Below are 16,117 nucleotides of genomic sequence, written 5' to 3'. Positions count from 1 at the left end.
ATCAAAGAATTCGAGGAGTGCGGGCATCTTGCCCGCTTCTTAACAAATTTTCATGTCCGCTTGCGGAAAATCCCCCTTAAAAAGGGGGACTTTCCTATTCCCCCCTTTTTAAGGGGGGCAAGGGGGGATCTTTTCCTACTGTCCACCGATACAGCGCTTTGCGCTGTATCACCCATCGGGGAACTGCCAACATAGGATACGTTCAATGCGATCGCTGTTACACTGGGGACAGGGCTGATTCTGGGAAGAACTGACCCATTCATAGCCACAGAGATGACAGTGAGCAAAGACATTATGTTGGTTAGCGACTTCAATTTGGCGTTGCCAGCGATTGATTTCATTGCGATCGGGTTCAAAGGGCGTTTTCATAATTGATAGAGGAGAAAATACAGGAGCGATCGCGATTTAACGCAAGCCTAAAAACTTATGGGTTTGTAAACTCATTCGCCAGTCTGGATGCTCCAAGACAAACTTAACCGTTAAATCAATTGTTTCTGGACTATTCCATTCCGGTTGTAAGAATTTAACTGCCGTACTTTGCACGAATTGAGCTTGTTCCTTAGCCCATTTTAGATCTTCTGGGCTAGTAATCACCACTTTTAACTCATCCACATAAGGGCCAATACTGGGATGGGGAGACTTAAAGCACTTGGGAGAAAATGTCACCCAATCAAATCTGCCCGAAAAAGGATACGCACCAGAGGTTTCTAAGTGCAACGGCAAACCACAAAAAGCCCTTAATCCTTGAGTTAATTCATCCAAACTATGCATTAAGGGTTCGCCTCCAGTAATCACAATCATACTCGGATTGACGGCTAAAACTTCTTGGGCCAATTTCTCCACAGAATATTGAGGATGTTTGTCCATTGGCCAAGATTCTTTCGTATCACAAAACCAACAGCCCACATCACATCCTCCGAGGCGAATAAAAAAAGAATTCCGTCCCATCCAATATCCTTCTCCTTGGATAGAATGAAAGGTTTCTACAATGGGGTAATTTTTCACCGATCGCCATCAATTTTATCAGAACATTATTCTAATTTTAACAGTTTTCTGTAACTTTGGGTTATAATAATCAACCAATTATTGCCATCAATCCAAGGAGGAAAACATGAACCATGCAGGGTGCAAAGCGATCGGATTACTCGCTTTCTGGGGGGGAATCACTGGGGGAATTTACCCACTACCATTAGCTCAAGCGCAAACCACCGGGGTAAGGTATGGAAATTATGTCACTGTAACAACGACTGAAGCAGCCGCCATCTCCAATTCTACCCTAGGGCAAAAACAACTTGAACCTGTCCCCTTAGATTCCCCGGTTCTCCCGGAACCTCCCTCCCCTTTTCCTAGGGATTCTTTATCCCAGAGCGAATCAGTCGAACCTGAATCAACCACAGCTCAAGAAACCAGCTCATCGGATCTAAAACCTGCTGTAGGTAGTTATTTTGGTATCGGTGGAACCCTGGGCTTAAGTGATGGAGAAACGGCTTTAGGCAGTGGGGGATTTTCGTTAATGAGTAAAGGAGCGTTGAGCGAGTATATCACTTTACATAATGCTACCTCTTTTGGCAAACAAACGGCAAGCATGTTTGCCCTAACGGGTGAATTTCCCATCAGAAATAACGAAACGCAAGAAGTAGTAGCTATGCCATTTTTAGGGGGAGGAACCTTAGTAACAACTCAAGATGGATGGCGATTTCATGGGTTAGTGGTTGGGGGTATTGATGTCCCTCTGTCTAGAGATTTTATGGGAACTCTGCGAGTGAATACCGGATTTGTTGATGGTAAAACTGAGGTGGGCGTTGTTTTAGGGGTGGGCTATCGGTTTAATTTGTTTAATCTCTTCTAATTGTAAGGTGAGTTTGGGTCGATCGGGGGATCGTCAGCTAGGGTCTATTATTGGTTACTGGATTTGCATGAAGACTAAAGGCTTAAAAGAATTACTGATGGGCAAATTTTCCTTTGTGCGTCTGCTGCGCTCTACGGTGGCCATTTATGCGATCGTTAGCCTCTATGTTCTGTTGATTGCAGATAGCAGAATTTTCTTACCTCCTCTTTCTACCTACCAAACTCTTCCCCAGATGGTTACCCTGACTTCTGCACCAGGAGTTAATATTACGGGTCAATATTTACCCAACTCAAAAGCCCGCTATACCTTGCTCTATAGCCATGGCAATGCTGAAGATTTGGGCATTATTCAACCGGTTCTCAAACATTTGAATCAACTGGGATTTAGTGTCTTTGCCTATGATTATCGAGGCTATGGAACCAGCCAAGGAAAACCTACAGAACGAGGCGCTTATCAAGATATTCGCGCTGCCTATGGTTATCTCACCCAAACTCTGAAGATTCCCCCGAATCAAATTATTCTCTATGGTCGTTCCGTGGGGGGTGGCCCATCTATCGATTTAGCAAGGGAAATTTCGATCGCAGCTTTAGTGACTGAAAATACCTTTATTTCTGCCTTGCGGGTGATCACTTGGATACCTTTATTCCCCTTTGACAAATTTAATAACATTGGTAAGATTAAACAAATCAAGGCTCCCCTGCTCATTTTTCATGCTACTTTGGATAAGATGATTCCCTTGATCCATGGTCAGAAACTCTACCAAGTGGCCAACGACCCGAAAAATTGGGTTGAGATTGAGGGCTTAGGGCATAATGATTGGATGGGAAGAGTTGATCTTTATAACCAAAGTTTACAAAAGTTGAGTCTAGGACAGGCTATTCCGAAATAGTCCCATAGTCTGTACCAGAAAAACTGGGTGCTAAACTTAACTAAAAACACCAGCTACAGTTATCCGATGGGCGAGTATGGGCAAAATTGAACCGGGAATGAAAACTAGCCTTCCTTTATGGCAAAGATGCCGTTCATTGGTGTGCGAGCAAATTTGGCCGAAGCTGTGCCAAAGGTGGCAAGATCCCCAGAATTCATGGATCGATTGGATGAGTGTGGGAAATTCGGTGGTGATTGTGACGTTAACGACGACGGCCTTGCTGGTGGCGTTGAGAAAATTGGGCTGGACTGAATACCCAGAATTGTTGATCTATGACCAATTTACCCAATGGAGGGCGATCGCCAAAACGGACGATCGACTCTTAATTATTGGCATCACAGAAGAGGATATTCAAGCGCAACAGAGGTATCCCCTATCCGATGAAACGATTTATGAACTGATACAGAAATTAGAAGCCCATAACCCTAGAGTCATTGGTTTAGATATTTATCGGGATATTCCCCAAAATCCGGGCCGCGAGCAGTTAATGACCTATTTACAGGGCGAAAATAATCGCACGGTAACGGTTTGTCAACTGAGTAAAGGGGACGATGATATTGGGGTTCCTCCTCCTCCGGAAGTCCAAAATCAACATCTAGGATTTGCGGATGTGGTGATTGATGAGGATGGGGTGATTCGGCGCAGTTTACTTTGGGGTAAACCTTTTCCCTCTTCTAAATGTCAGGTGAAACAAGCTTTTTCCCTGCAATTGACGCGCCATTATCTCCAGGATGAAAATATTGATGTGAAACCCTCTGAAGGGACTCTAATGTTAGGTTCAGTGCCCCTAACTCGGCTAGAACCGAATACGGGAGGTTATCAGGGGGTGGATGCTCAGGGATATCAAATTTTATTGAAATATCATTCTCCGGATCGCGTGGCTCGTAAAGTGACGTTAATGGATGTTTTAGAAGAGCGGGTCGATCCCAGTTGGATACGCGATCGCATTATTCTGATTGGGCTGACGGCTCCCAGTGTAAATGACTTCTTTTATACGCCCTATAGCCGAGGTCAAGACATTAATCATCAAATGGCAGGGGTGGAAATTCATGCCCAAATCATTAGCCAGTTGCTCAATGCGGCTTTGGATGACCAACCTTTGATGAGTACCTGGTCAGATCGTTTAGAAATTCTCTGGATTTTAGGGTGGGCCGCGGTGGGTGCTGCCCTCAGTTGGAAGATTACCCATCCTTTGGTTTTATCGGGAACCTTGGCGATCGCCGTTTTCGGTTTAGCAGGAAGTAGTTGGGGGTTGTTTGAATCCTCCGTTTGGGTTCCCCTCTTTTCCCCCGTTGTGGGATTATTGGTGAGCAGTGGGGGAGTCTTCGGGTATAGCTCCTATCAAACCCAAAAAATCCAAGAACACATGGCTCAACGGGTGCAACAGCAAGAGCAAGATTTGAAGCTGTTACAAACCTTTTTGGAGGAGCAGACGAAAGGACAAGGTTTGACTCAATTAGATGACTCTGACAATACCCAAACCTGGACGGATACGGAGGGGGATGATGAGGAGGACTGTACCCAAATTGCGCCTGAAAATACAGAAGAATGGACTCAACCGATGAGTCTTTTAGGAGGAAGATATCATATTACAAAAGTTTTAGGTGCGGGAGGATTTGGACAAACGTATTTGGCTCAAGATATTCAGCGCCCCCGACATCCTATTTGTGTGATTAAACATTTACGACCGGTGCAGACGGATGGCAATTTCTTTCAGGTAGCTCAACGGTTGTTTAAGACGGAAGCGGAAATTTTAGATATTTTAGGCCAACACGATCAAATTCCCCAATTGTTTGCTTATTTTGAGGAACATCAAGAGTTTTATTTGGTGGAAGAGTACATTGAAGGCAGTTCTTTAAGCGATGAATTAGGAGAGGATAAGCGCTTAGAGGTGAGTCAAGTGATGGAGTTGACGTTTGATATTTTGCAGGTGTTGACTTTTGTGCATCACTATCAGGTGATCCATCGGGATATTAAACCGAGTAATATTATCCGTCGTCAGAGCGATCGCCGCCTATGCTTGATTGATTTTGGCGCAGTCAAGCAGTTTGCACCCCATTTAGAGGAAGAGACAGAGCGGTTTACGGTGGCGATCGGCACGAAAGGCTATGCAGCACCGGAACAATTGATGGGACAACCGAGGCTTTGTAGCGATATTTACTCTGTGGGGATGATTGCGATTCATGCTTTAACGGGGATTAGTCCCCAGAAGTTACGCCAGGATTGGGGTACAGGGAGCGCGGTTTGGCATCATTTAGTTGAAAGTACGGTTAGCGTAGAATTAATGGATATTTTAGATACCATGGTGGCGTATCATTTCCGCGATCGCTATCCCTCGGCAGTAGAGGCGATCGATGCCTTGAAAAAAATTAATCATTAATCCTTATAATCAGAATAGGCTAGTGAGGTAACTATCGAATGGCAGAACAGGCGATCGCCACCACAGAAACTCCAGAATCAAGGGAACCCCTATCCCCCCCCTGGACAATTGAAGATTCTGAAGCGCTCTATCGGATTAATGGCTGGGGAGACCCCTATTTTTCCATTAATGCAGCCGGCCATGTTGTCGTCTCTCCAAAAGGCGATCGCGGCGGTTCCTTAGACCTCTATGAGCTGGTAGAAGCACTCAAACAACGCAACATCCACCTGCCCTTCGTGATCCGCTTTTCCGATATCTTAGCCGATCGCCTAGAACGACTCAATGCTTGTTTTTCCCAAGCCATCACCCGATACAACTATCCTGGCATTTACCAAGGCGTTTTCCCCGTCAAATGCAACCAACATCGGCAACTGATAGAAGACTTAGTTCACTTTGGCCAACCCTTCCAGTTTGGTCTAGAAGCCGGTTCAAAACCAGAATTGCTGATCGCCTTAGCCTTACTAAAAACGCCTAATTCCCTGCTCATTTGCAACGGTTATAAGGATAAAGAATACATCGAAACCGCCATTTTAGCCCGCAGACTCGGCAAAAAAACCATCATCGTTTTAGAGCAGCTCGAAGAAGTAGAGCTAGTGATCAAGGCCCATCAAGAATTAGGAGTAGCTCCCGTAGTTGGTGTTCGCGCTAAACTCAGCGCCAAAGGAGAAGGCCGTTGGGGTACATCCACAGGAGATGGAGCCAAATTTGGCTTAACCATTCCAGAAATTGTCCATGTCATTGAACGCCTAGAATCGGTCAATCTGTTATCCTCTCTGCAACTGTTGCATTTCCATGTTGGCTCGCAAATTTCTTCGATCGGTGTGATTAAAGATGCCATTCGGGAAGCCAGCCAAATTTATGTGCAGTTGGCGAAAAGTGGTGCAGATATGGGCTATTTAGATGTAGGAGGGGGTTTAGGAGTCGATTATGATGGCTCGAAAACCAACTTCTATGCCTCCAAAAATTACAATATGCAGAATTATGCCAATGATATCGTCGCCGAGGTCAAAGAAGCCTGCGAACAAGCCAAGGTGAAAGCACCTGTGCTAGTGAGCGAAAGCGGAAGGGCGATCGCCTCCCATCAGTCTGTCCTCATTTTTGATGTCCTCGGAACCAGTGAAGTGATGACCAAAGATGCGGTAGCTGCTGAAGATAGCGATCATTTGATTATCCGTAATTTGTGGGAAACCTACCAATTGATTCGGCTAGAGAATTATCAGGAATGCTACCATGATGCCATTCAGTTTAAGGAAGAAGCCATTAGTTTATTTAACTTTGGCTATTTGAGTTTAAGCCAACGGGCCAAAGCAGAACAGCTCTATTGGACTTGTTGCCAGAAGATCCTAGAAATTATTCGTCATCAGGAGTATGTCCCCGACGATCTCGAAGACCTCCAGATCAATATGGCTTCGATTTACTATGTGAATTTATCGGTATTCCAATCCGCTCCCGATAGTTGGGCGATCGATCAATTGTTCCCGATTATGCCCCTACATCGCTTAGACGAACAACCCACCTGCCAAGGAACCTTGGCCGATCTCACCTGTGATAGTGATGGCAAAATCACCAAATTTATCGATCTGCGCGATGTAAAATCCCTACTCGATTTGCATCCCCTAAAACAGGGAGAATCCTATTATTTAGGATTATTTTTAGGCGGATCGTATCAAGAAATCATGGGTAATTTCCATAATTTATTTGGCGATACTAATGCGGTTCATATTGCCCTAACCCCTAAAGGCTATCAAGTGAAGCAAGTCGTGAAAGGGGATACCATGGGAGATGTATTGAGTTATGTAGAATACGATCGCGAAGATTTAGTGGAAAGTATCCGCCAGCAAACGGAGTCAGCCCTAGAAGAAGGAACCATTTCTATCTCTGAGTCCCAACGGTTGCTCAATAGCTATAAGGAAAGCCTCAATCGCTATACTTATCTATCTGTGGAGAGCTGATTCTACGGGAGGTTGGCCATGAGTCATGGTCAAAGTAGGGAGATCCGAATGTGGGGTACGGTGCAGTCGTCTAGGCAAACCGGCTTCAATCTTCCACAATTGTACAGTAACGCCCTATTTATGTAACTTCTCGCTATCCTTTATTATCAACGATGACTACTGTACTCGAACAAGGCACAATCAGTATTCATACTGAGAATATTTTCCCGATTATCAAAAAATCCCTCTATTCCGATCATGAGATTTTCTTTCGGGAACTGGTTTCTAATGCTGTAGATGCGATCGCCAAATTAAAAATGGTCTCCCACACCGATGAATTTTCCGGTGAAGTCGGAGAACCCGAAATCGTCATTAGTCTCGATAAGGAGAAGAAAACCCTCTCTATCAGCGACAATGGTATCGGTATGACCGCCGATGAAGTCAAAAAATATATTAACCAAGTCGCCTTTTCCAGCGCCGAGGAATTCCTAGAAAAGTATAAGGGAACCACAGAAGAAGGGATTATCGGCCATTTTGGTCTAGGATTTTACTCCTCCTTCATGGTCGCCAAACAAGTTGAAATTGATACCCTATCTTATCGAGACGGAGCGCAAGCGGTTCATTGGACTTGTGATGGTTCCCCAGCCTTCAAGCTCGAAGATTCGGAGCGTACTACCCGTGGAACCACCATTATTCTGACTCTGATGGATGAAGAGGAAGAATACTTAGAACCCACGCGGATTAAGCAGTTGGTGAAAACCTACTGTGATTTTATGCCCGTTTCCATTATGCTCGATGGGGAGCAGATTAATAAACGGGATGCTCTATGGCGAAAATCTCCACGAGATCTGACGGATGAAGACTATCTAGAGTTTTATCGCTATCTCTATCCCTTCCAAGAGGAGCCTCTGCTCTGGATTCATCTGAAAACCGATTATCCTTTCCTGCTCAATGGGATTCTCTATTTCCCCAAACTGAAACCGGATGTAGATGTCACCAAAGGACAGATTAAGCTGTTCTGTAATCAGGTGTTCGTCTCGGAGCATTGCGAGGAGATTATTCCGAAGTTCCTGCTTCCCATGCGCGGGGTGATTGATAGTCCCGATATTCCCCTGAATGTGTCCCGTTCTGCTTTGCAAATGGATCGCACCGTTCGCAGGATAGCAGACTTTGTGGCTAAAAAAGTCGGCGATCGCCTCAAAGAACAATACCGCGACTCCCGCGAAGACTACATCAAGAGCTGGAAAGACTTAGGCACATTCGTTAAATTTGGCTGCCTCAACGACGACAAATTCAAAGGGCAAGTCGAAGATATCGTCATCTACCGTACCACTTGGGACGGCGAAAGTGCTGAAAGTTCCCCAGAAGTGCAAGTGCAAGCGGAAGGAGACGACGCTTGGCAAGAGGTGCAACCGAGCAACAAAGACGCGCAAGGGCATACCTATAGCACCTTAAAAGAATACCTAGAGCGCAACAAAGAGCGCCACGAAAATCGGGTCTTCTACTGCACTGATGAAGTGAATCAAGGAACCTATATCCAACTTCACCAAAATCAAGGATTAGAAGTTCTCTATATGGACTCCTTCATCGATCCTCACTTTATCAGCTTCCTAGAGCGCGAGCATTCCGATGTCAAGTTTGCCCGCGTCGATGCCGAAATTGATGAGCAATTGTTGGATAAGGAAAACGACAAAGAAATTGTCGATCCGAAAACCAATACCACTGCCAGCGAACAGATTAAAGAACTATTCGAGAAAGCGCTGAATAAACCCAAACTTCAGATTCGCACAGAATCTTTGAAAGGCAATAATAACGAGCAAAACCCACCCGCAATGGTGTTATTGCCAGAATTCATGCGCCGCTTGCAGGAAATGAACGCCATGTTCCAACAAGAAACAGCAAAGTTTCCCGAAGAGCATATTCTGTTAGTGAATACCGCTCATCCGTTGATTCAAGACTTATTACGCTTGAGTCAAGGCACAATTATTTCCGGTGAAGGATCTTCTCCTTCTGCGGACTTAGCCAATCTGATTTGTAATCAAGTTTATGATTTGGCGCTGATGGCACAAAAAGGCTTTGATGCCGGTGGAATGAAGTCTTTTGTCGATCGCTCGACGCAAGTTTTAACCCGCTTAACGGCGAAAGCGTAATCATCAAGCCAATTTGTAGGGCTGGCAGTGCCCCACCCTACTTAATTATTGTAGATTGTGATATCAAGTCCGGATAAAGGGTGAAGAAGCGGGCAAGATGCCCGCACTCCTCTAATCCCGTCATATTACTGGAGTGGGAGCGTCTCGCTCCCTAAATTTTTAATCATGGTATTTAATTGGACTTGATATAAAAAAGAAATCAAGATCAAGTATTTTTTGGAATAAACATGATGACATTTGTGGTTTGTATCAATAACCAAGACTATCCAGCTTCCTTAGAAATTCGCAAAATTTATCAAACTCTACCCGATCCTGAAGCGATCGCGCATCAGATGATTCGTGTAATTGATGAATCTGGTGAAGACTATTTATACCCTAGCAGTTACTTCATGGCGATCGCGCTCTCGGAACCCCTTCAGCAAGCCCTAGCTATTTCCCCGTCCTAGCCTAGGCTATAATTAAAACGCTGCTTAATTATTGGAGGTCTGCCCATGAAACTAACCGGAATGAAACAGGGCAACACTATTGAAATTGCAGAAAATCTGAATATTCCTGACGGGACTCAATTGGTTATCGAAGTTAAACCGGTTGAAACAATGACCATTGAGGAAAAGCTCGAAAAAATGAAAGAATTCTTAGAGAGCGATCGCCAAGGCAGACAAGACTTTGTAAAAACTTTAACAGAACTAGATGAGGAACGCCATGCTGCCTTTGAAAAAAGAATGAACAATGCAGATGATTAAGGTGAAAAACTTGTGTATTTGTTGGATACTAATATTTGCATCGCCCTAATTGACACACATCCCCAGGCATTACAGCAATTCTACCGTAAGCGATCGCGCCGACCAATAATCTCTGTGGTTAATTTTTACTCGCGTTTACTATCAATCATAGTAACATAAAAAAGTGAATTCAAGGTTACTGTATGTCAAATTCTGAATTACTAGAGCAACTGCGGCAATTATCTGATACCGAGCAAGTTGAAATTATACAAATTCTAACTGCTGACTTAGCCAAAAGAAAAGGATTAGAATCATTAGATAATGAAGTGGCTTATCGTCTTTGGTCGCCTTATGATTATAGTGATGCTGCTCAAAAGTTAATGAGTGTCTTAGAACAAGAGAAGAAAAAATAAAATGCAAAACTCTCAACGATTTCCTTTTATCGAACGAAGGAATCAAGCAGGAGAAGCTAATTTTTTTCCTTGTGTGCCCATTACTTTAGGTTATCGAGATTCTGTTGGGGAATTTTGGGGTTTGTTAGATACAGGTTCGAGCCTAAATGTTTTACCGTATGATGTAGGTTTAGAGTTAGGAGCAGTTTGGGAGGAGCAAACTCTTTCAATTGCTTTAGCAGGTAATCTTTCCCCAGTGGAATCAAGGGCTTTAGCTGTGGTGGGTCAAATTGGTAATTTTCCACCAGTTCCTTTAGCTTTTGCTTGGGCTAAATCTAACGATCCGCCGATTATTTTAGGTCAGTTAAACTTTTTTATGGAGTTTGATGTCTGTTTTTATCGATCGCAGTTAGCGTTTGAATTGTCTCCTAAATAGTGCATTAGTCCTTAAACTCTGATATGATGGGAATCACTGGTTTCACTTCATGCTGACTCGATACTATTAGGTAAAATAAGGGGCGAGCAATGAGTAAAATTTTCCCACGACAAGCATTAAACAAAGCTTTCCTGAAAGTTAAGCCTCACCGGGCTGAGATTGAAAGCTTTAAAACCAGTCTGAAAACCTTACTCGCGCAAATTAATCCCGCAGAGTCGGAAGAGTTTCATAAAAATCTGATTGCTGATTTTTTGAAGAACACCTATTATCGGGAAAATTATTTTATCAATACGAAAGGACGGAACGATCTGGTGATTCACACCGGCAAAACGGCTGAGAGTTCCGTGGGGGTGATTCTGGAGTTCAAAAAGCCCACTAATAAAAGTGAAATGCTGACGGTGGATGATTTGAACCGGAAAGCTTTTCACGAGTTGGTTTTGTATTTCTTGCGCGATCGCATCACGAATAACAACCTAGAAATAAAATATTTAATTGCTACTAATATTTATGAATGGTTTATTTTTGATGCGAGTCTGTTTGAAATAGCATTTGTACAGAATCAAACCTTCCTGAAGCGGTTTAAGGATTTTGAAGCCGGAAGATTAACCAGCCAGAAAACTGAGTTTTTCTATGCGGAAATTGCTCAACCGGCGATCGCTGCCATTGAGTCATCGATAAAAAATTCCTCCTCTGGCTTCCCCTTTGTTAAGGGGGACGGGAGGGGGATCGAATATACTCATTTTGATATTCGCGACTATCAGGCAATTCTACAGGATAGTGAAAAGCCAAATGAGCATCAACTGATTACCCTGTTTAAACTGCTATCCCCAGAACATTTATTAAAGTTGCCCTTTGCCAATGATAGTAATAGTCTGGATCGAGGCTTTTATAACGAATTGTTACATATTATTGGGTTGACGGAAACGAAACAAAAGAATAAAAAAATCATTCAACGGCAAAAATCCGGTCAACGCAACTCAGGGTCTTTAATTGAAAATGCGATCGGGCAACTGGACGCTCTAGATAAACTTTCTCGTTTAGACAACCCAGAACAGTTTGGGGACAGTGAATCAGAAAGACTGTTTAACCTGGGGTTGGAGTTGGCCATTACTTGGATGAATCGGATTTTGTTTCTCAAATTATTAGAGGCGCAATTAATTCAATACCATCACAATGATTTATCTTTTGGGTTCCTCAATTTAGGGACGGTGAAAAATTATGATGATTTAAATACTCTGTTTTTTAGTGTGTTGGCTCGCAAACCAGCAGAAAGGAGCGATCGCTTACAAGGAATCTTTAGTCATGTTCCGTATTTGAATAGTTCTCTGTTTGAACCAACGGAGATGGAACAACAGACGATTGTGATTAGTAATCTCCGAGATGAGACTCTGCCAATTTTTGCCGCTACGGTGTTGAAAGATAGTAAGGGAAACAAGCGCACTGGAGACATTAATGCTTTAGAATATTTGTTTGAATTTCTCAATGCTTATGATTTCAGCAGCGAGGGGTCGGAAGATATTCAAGAAGAGAATAAGGGACTGATTAATGCTGCGGTGTTGGGCTTGATTTTTGAGAAAATCAACGGCTATAAAGATGGGTCTTTCTTTACTCCTGGGTTTATTACTATGTATATGTGCCGGGAAACCATTCGCCGCGCTGTGGTGCAGAAGTTTAATCAGGTGAAAGGCTGGAATTGTCAGGATATTAATCAGTTGTACGATCGGATTTCTGATAAGCCAGAAGCGAATCAAATTATCAACAGTTTAAAAATCTGCGATCCGGCAGTGGGTTCGGGGCATTTTTTAGTGTCAGCCCTAAATGAGACGATCGCCATTAAAAGCGAGTTGAAGATTTTACTAGATAGACAGGGTAAGACTTTAAGGGATTATCATGTTGAGGTGGTGAATGATGAGTTAATGGTGCTTGACGATGATGGGTTGTTGTTCGAGTATCACCCAAAAAGCCGGGAAAGTCAGCGAGTCCAAGAAACGCTGTTTCACGAAAAGCAGACGATTATCGAAAATTGTTTGTTTGGGGTGGATGTTAACCCCAATTCGGTGAAAATCTGTCGGTTGCGGTTGTGGATTGAATTGTTGAAAAATGCTTATTACAAGCCCTCACCCCTAACCCCTCTCCCAGGGGGCGAGGGGAAAATAGAATATGGAGAGTTAGAGACTTTACCGAATATTGACATTAATATTAAGTGCGGCAATTCTTTGATGAGTCGGTTTGCTTTATATGCTGATTTGCGGGTGGCTTTGAAGAAAAAACAATATAGTATTGAGAATTATCGCGATGCGGTGCAAACTTATCGCCATGCGGAGAATAAGCAGCAGAAGCGGGAGATGGAACGGCTGATTGATGAGATTAAGGGAAATTTTCGGATGACGCTGCAAGGAGTTGACCCGAAGAAAACTAAGTTAAGACAGTTAGAGGGTGAGATTTATCGTTTGGAAAATCAGTTTTCGTTGTTTGAGGAGACGAAGGCAGAGAAAAAGAAGCGCGAGAGAAAAATCGCTAAGTTAAATAATCAGATTGATAAGTTACGAGTTGAAATTGAGGAGATAGAAAGCGGCAAGATTTATGAGAATGCCCTAGAATGGCGGTTTGAGTTTCCCGAAGTTTTGAACGATCGCGGGGATTTTATCGGCTTTGATGTGGCGATCGGCAATCCTCCTTATATTCGACAGGAGGAGATTAAGCAGTTTAAGGCATTTTTCCAGGAACGGTATCAATGTTATACGGGAATTGCGGATTTATTTGTCTATTTTTATGAGCTAGGGTTAGAGTTATTGAAAGAAGACGGCTATTTAACTTATATCTCATCTAATAAATATTTTCGAGCCGGGTATGGTCAAAAACTCCGTCAATTTTTGACCGAGACCACTACGATCGCTAATTTAGTTGATTTCGGGGATTTTCCGGTGTTTGAAGAGGCGATCGCCTATCCGAGTATTATTACCCTCAGTAAAGTGCGATCGGATGAAAATGAACTTAAGGCGTTGTCTTGGGATGCCACCAAACACAAAAATATTGAACAATTTGCCACGATATTACATGAAGAGGGTTTTAGCATTTCCCAGAATAATTTAAAATCGGATGGTTGGCGGTTAGAATCTCCCGAAGTTTTAGATTTACTGGCCAAACTGCAAAAGACTGGAACCCCGTTAGGCGAATATGTGAACGGGAGATTTTATCGGGGGATTCTCACAGGATTTAATCAAGCTTTTGTGGTCGATCGCCCTACCCGCGATCGCTTAATTCAAGAGCATCCCTCTTCTGCTGAGGTGTTAAAGCCTTTTTTGCGCGGTCGGGATGTTAAACGCTGGTCTGTTGAATACCAAGATTTATGGTTAATTTTTACCCGACGAGGAATTGATATTAAACAATACCCAGCGATTGAAAATTATTTAAGTCAATACAAAGAACGACTGACACCGGGAACGGGAAGAAAAGCTGGCTCTTATAAATGGTACGAAATTCAGGATAATATTGCTTTCTGGCAAGAATTTGAGCAACCTAAGATTATTTATCAAGAAATTGCGACTCATCAAGCTTTTGCCTGGGATGATACAGGGGTTTACTCAAATAATAAAACGTTTCTCATTCCTGATGCAACGTATTACCTTTTAGGAATCCTCAACTCTAAGATAATATGGTTCTTTTTAGACTATACGGTTGGTAAAATGGCGGGGGGAACTTACGCAATGCAAACTCCTTACGTTTCTCAAATACCGATCGCCAACGCTACGGAACCACAGAAAGCCTTATTAGAAAAATTAGTAGAGCAAATTCTCAACGCCAAAAAATCCGACCCGCAAGCAGACATCACCGGATTAGAAGCGGAAATCGATCGCCTGGTTTATCAACTGTACGGATTAACCGAAGCCGAAATTAACATAGTCGAAAGGAGTACCTAGGATTAATTCACTCCCTTCCTCGGCAATCATAATTGACAACTGGGATTAGACTTGAGTATGATTCAGCAGATTGGTTAATCCGGTGAGGAACAATAATGAAACGGAATTTGGCGATCGCCGCCCTAACTCTGCTGTTTTCAGGCGGTCTATCCCTACCCAGTTGGGCCGAAACGGTGATGGAAAAGGTGATGCGTACAGGGGTACTCACAGCAGGCACTCGAACCCATACAGCGCCTTTTGCTTATATGAACGAGCAAGAACAGTTGGTGGGCTATTCCATTGATATGCTTGACCGAATTCGCCAGGAGATGGAAGCGCAACTGGGTAAAGAAATCACCTTAGAATTAGTGGAAGTGACTCCTGATACCCGGATTCCTGCCATCACAAGTCGCACCGTTGATTTAGTCTGTGGAGTCACCAGTTTTACTTGGGATCGGGATGTTTTTGTAGACTTTTCTCTCAGTTATGCGGTTACAGGGACTCGTTTATTGGTCAAAGACGGGAATACATTAGGCTCGCCAGAATCTCTCAAGGGTAAAAAAGTTGGCGTATTGCTGGGAACCACCAATGAGCAGGTGATTCAACTGATTCAACCGGATGCTGATTTGGTTCCGATGCGTGGCAGTGCGGAAGGGTTGGCAGCTCTGCAAGAAGGCAGGATTGATGCTTTTGCTTGGGATGGTATTCTCTTGGAAGGGTTGCGGAAAACTGCGGCTAATCCTGATGAGTTAAGTGTTGTCCCAGAAGTTCCTTATACCCGTGAAGGGATTGCTTGCATGATGCCCGAAGATAATTCTAAATTCCGCGATTTGGTTAACTATACCCTGGCTAAATTTATGCAAGGTTACCTGATGGAGCGGCCGGATGATGTGGCTGTGATTAATCGCTGGTTTGGCGCAGAAGGAGTGACTCCCATTAATCAAGATTTAGTGGTGGAGTTTTTCCGAGATATTATTGATACCCATAGTCAAGTTCCGATCGCCCCATAATATCAAGTCCGATTGTTCATGTCCGCGAAGCGGAAATACCATGATTAAAAATTTAGGGACATGATTAAAAATTTAGGGACATGATTAAAAATTTAGGGACATGATTAAAAATTTAGGGACATGATTAAAAATTTAGGGAGCAAGATGCTCCCACTCCAGTAATATCAAGGGATTAGAGGAGTGCGGGCATCTTGCCCGCTTCTTCACCCTTTATCCGGACTTGATATGACTTGTTATAGCTCATTTAGCGGACATGATATCAAGTTCGCTTATTCATGTCCGCGAAGCGGAAATACCCTAATTAAAAATCCAGGGAGCGAGACGCTCCCACTCCAGTCATATCAAAGAATTCGAGGAGTGCGGGCATCTTGCCCGCTTCTT

Annotated in this window: 13 protein-coding genes; 11 read left to right on the top strand and 2 right to left on the bottom strand. The window is 43.4% G+C overall.

The annotated features are described in order from the left end of the window. Nucleotides 1–168: 168 nt before the first annotated feature. Both PMG71_RS11400 and PMG71_RS11395 read right to left on the bottom strand, forming a co-directional pair. Nucleotides 169–369 (bottom strand): hypothetical protein, encoded by a 201-nt coding sequence (locus PMG71_RS11400; RefSeq protein WP_283753807.1) that lies wholly within the window; start codon nucleotides 367–369, stop codon nucleotides 169–171. A gap of 36 nt (nucleotides 370–405) precedes the next feature. After that, entirely contained in the window at nucleotides 406–948 is a 543-nt protein-coding gene (locus PMG71_RS11395; RefSeq protein WP_347179256.1) for a 7-carboxy-7-deazaguanine synthase QueE, read from the bottom strand. Between the two features lie 163 nt (nucleotides 949–1,111). On the opposite strand from PMG71_RS11395, the gene PMG71_RS11390 reads away from it, so the two are divergent. The 11 genes from PMG71_RS11390 to grrP all read left to right on the top strand — a co-directional run bounded on the left by PMG71_RS11390 (nucleotide 1,112) and on the right by grrP (nucleotide 15,736). Next, nucleotides 1,112–1,849, top strand: a complete 738-nt coding sequence (locus tag PMG71_RS11390) for a hypothetical protein (protein WP_283753805.1) — start codon at nucleotides 1,112–1,114, stop codon at nucleotides 1,847–1,849. 67 nt (nucleotides 1,850–1,916) lie between these two features. Then, nucleotides 1,917–2,738, top strand: a complete 822-nt coding sequence (locus PMG71_RS11385; protein WP_283753804.1) for an alpha/beta hydrolase — start codon at nucleotides 1,917–1,919, stop codon at nucleotides 2,736–2,738. A gap of 97 nt (nucleotides 2,739–2,835) precedes the next feature. Next, on the top strand, nucleotides 2,836–5,157 hold the full coding sequence (locus PMG71_RS11380; RefSeq protein ID WP_283753803.1) for a CHASE2 domain-containing serine/threonine-protein kinase: 2,322 nt from the start codon (nucleotides 2,836–2,838) through the stop codon (nucleotides 5,155–5,157). Between the two features lie 38 nt (nucleotides 5,158–5,195). Beyond that, the gene (gene speA / locus PMG71_RS11375) at nucleotides 5,196–7,148 is read left to right on the top strand and encodes a biosynthetic arginine decarboxylase (protein WP_283753802.1); all 1,953 of its coding nucleotides are present in this window, start codon (nucleotides 5,196–5,198) and stop codon (nucleotides 7,146–7,148) included. Between the two features lie 152 nt (nucleotides 7,149–7,300). Then, complete coding sequence (htpG, locus tag PMG71_RS11370; protein WP_283753801.1) at nucleotides 7,301–9,277, top strand: molecular chaperone HtpG; 1,977 nt, start codon at nucleotides 7,301–7,303, stop codon at nucleotides 9,275–9,277. A gap of 230 nt (nucleotides 9,278–9,507) precedes the next feature. Beyond that, nucleotides 9,508–9,723 carry a hypothetical protein gene (locus PMG71_RS11365; RefSeq protein ID WP_347179255.1) on the top strand — a complete coding sequence of 72 codons (216 nt, stop codon included), beginning with the start codon at nucleotides 9,508–9,510 and terminating at the stop codon, nucleotides 9,721–9,723. A 45-nt stretch (nucleotides 9,724–9,768) separates the two neighbouring features. After that, nucleotides 9,769–10,020 (top strand): hypothetical protein, encoded by a 252-nt coding sequence (locus PMG71_RS11360; protein WP_283753799.1) that lies wholly within the window; start codon nucleotides 9,769–9,771, stop codon nucleotides 10,018–10,020. A 182-nt stretch (nucleotides 10,021–10,202) separates the two neighbouring features. After that, complete coding sequence (locus PMG71_RS11355) at nucleotides 10,203–10,412, top strand: hypothetical protein (RefSeq protein ID WP_283753798.1); 210 nt, start codon at nucleotides 10,203–10,205, stop codon at nucleotides 10,410–10,412. Between the two features lies 1 nt (nucleotide 10,413). Continuing rightward, nucleotides 10,414–10,827: a hypothetical protein gene (locus PMG71_RS11350; protein WP_283753797.1), complete on the top strand. Its 414-nt coding sequence runs from the start codon at nucleotides 10,414–10,416 to the stop codon at nucleotides 10,825–10,827. An 89-nt stretch (nucleotides 10,828–10,916) separates the two neighbouring features. Continuing rightward, entirely contained in the window at nucleotides 10,917–14,747 is a 3,831-nt protein-coding gene (locus PMG71_RS11345; RefSeq protein WP_283753796.1) for a class I SAM-dependent DNA methyltransferase, read from the top strand. 95 nt (nucleotides 14,748–14,842) lie between these two features. Further along, nucleotides 14,843–15,736 carry an extracellular substrate binding-like orphan protein GrrP gene (grrP, locus tag PMG71_RS11340; RefSeq protein WP_283753795.1) on the top strand — a complete coding sequence of 298 codons (894 nt, stop codon included), beginning with the start codon at nucleotides 14,843–14,845 and terminating at the stop codon, nucleotides 15,734–15,736. Nucleotides 15,737–16,117 lie beyond the last annotated feature (381 nt).

The sequence above is a fragment of the Roseofilum acuticapitatum BLCC-M154 genome (genome assembly GCF_030068475.1).
GTDB classification, from domain to species: domain Bacteria; phylum Cyanobacteriota; class Cyanobacteriia; order Cyanobacteriales; family Desertifilaceae; genus Roseofilum; species Roseofilum acuticapitatum.
This window is presented reverse-complemented; position numbering and strand designations above follow the sequence as displayed.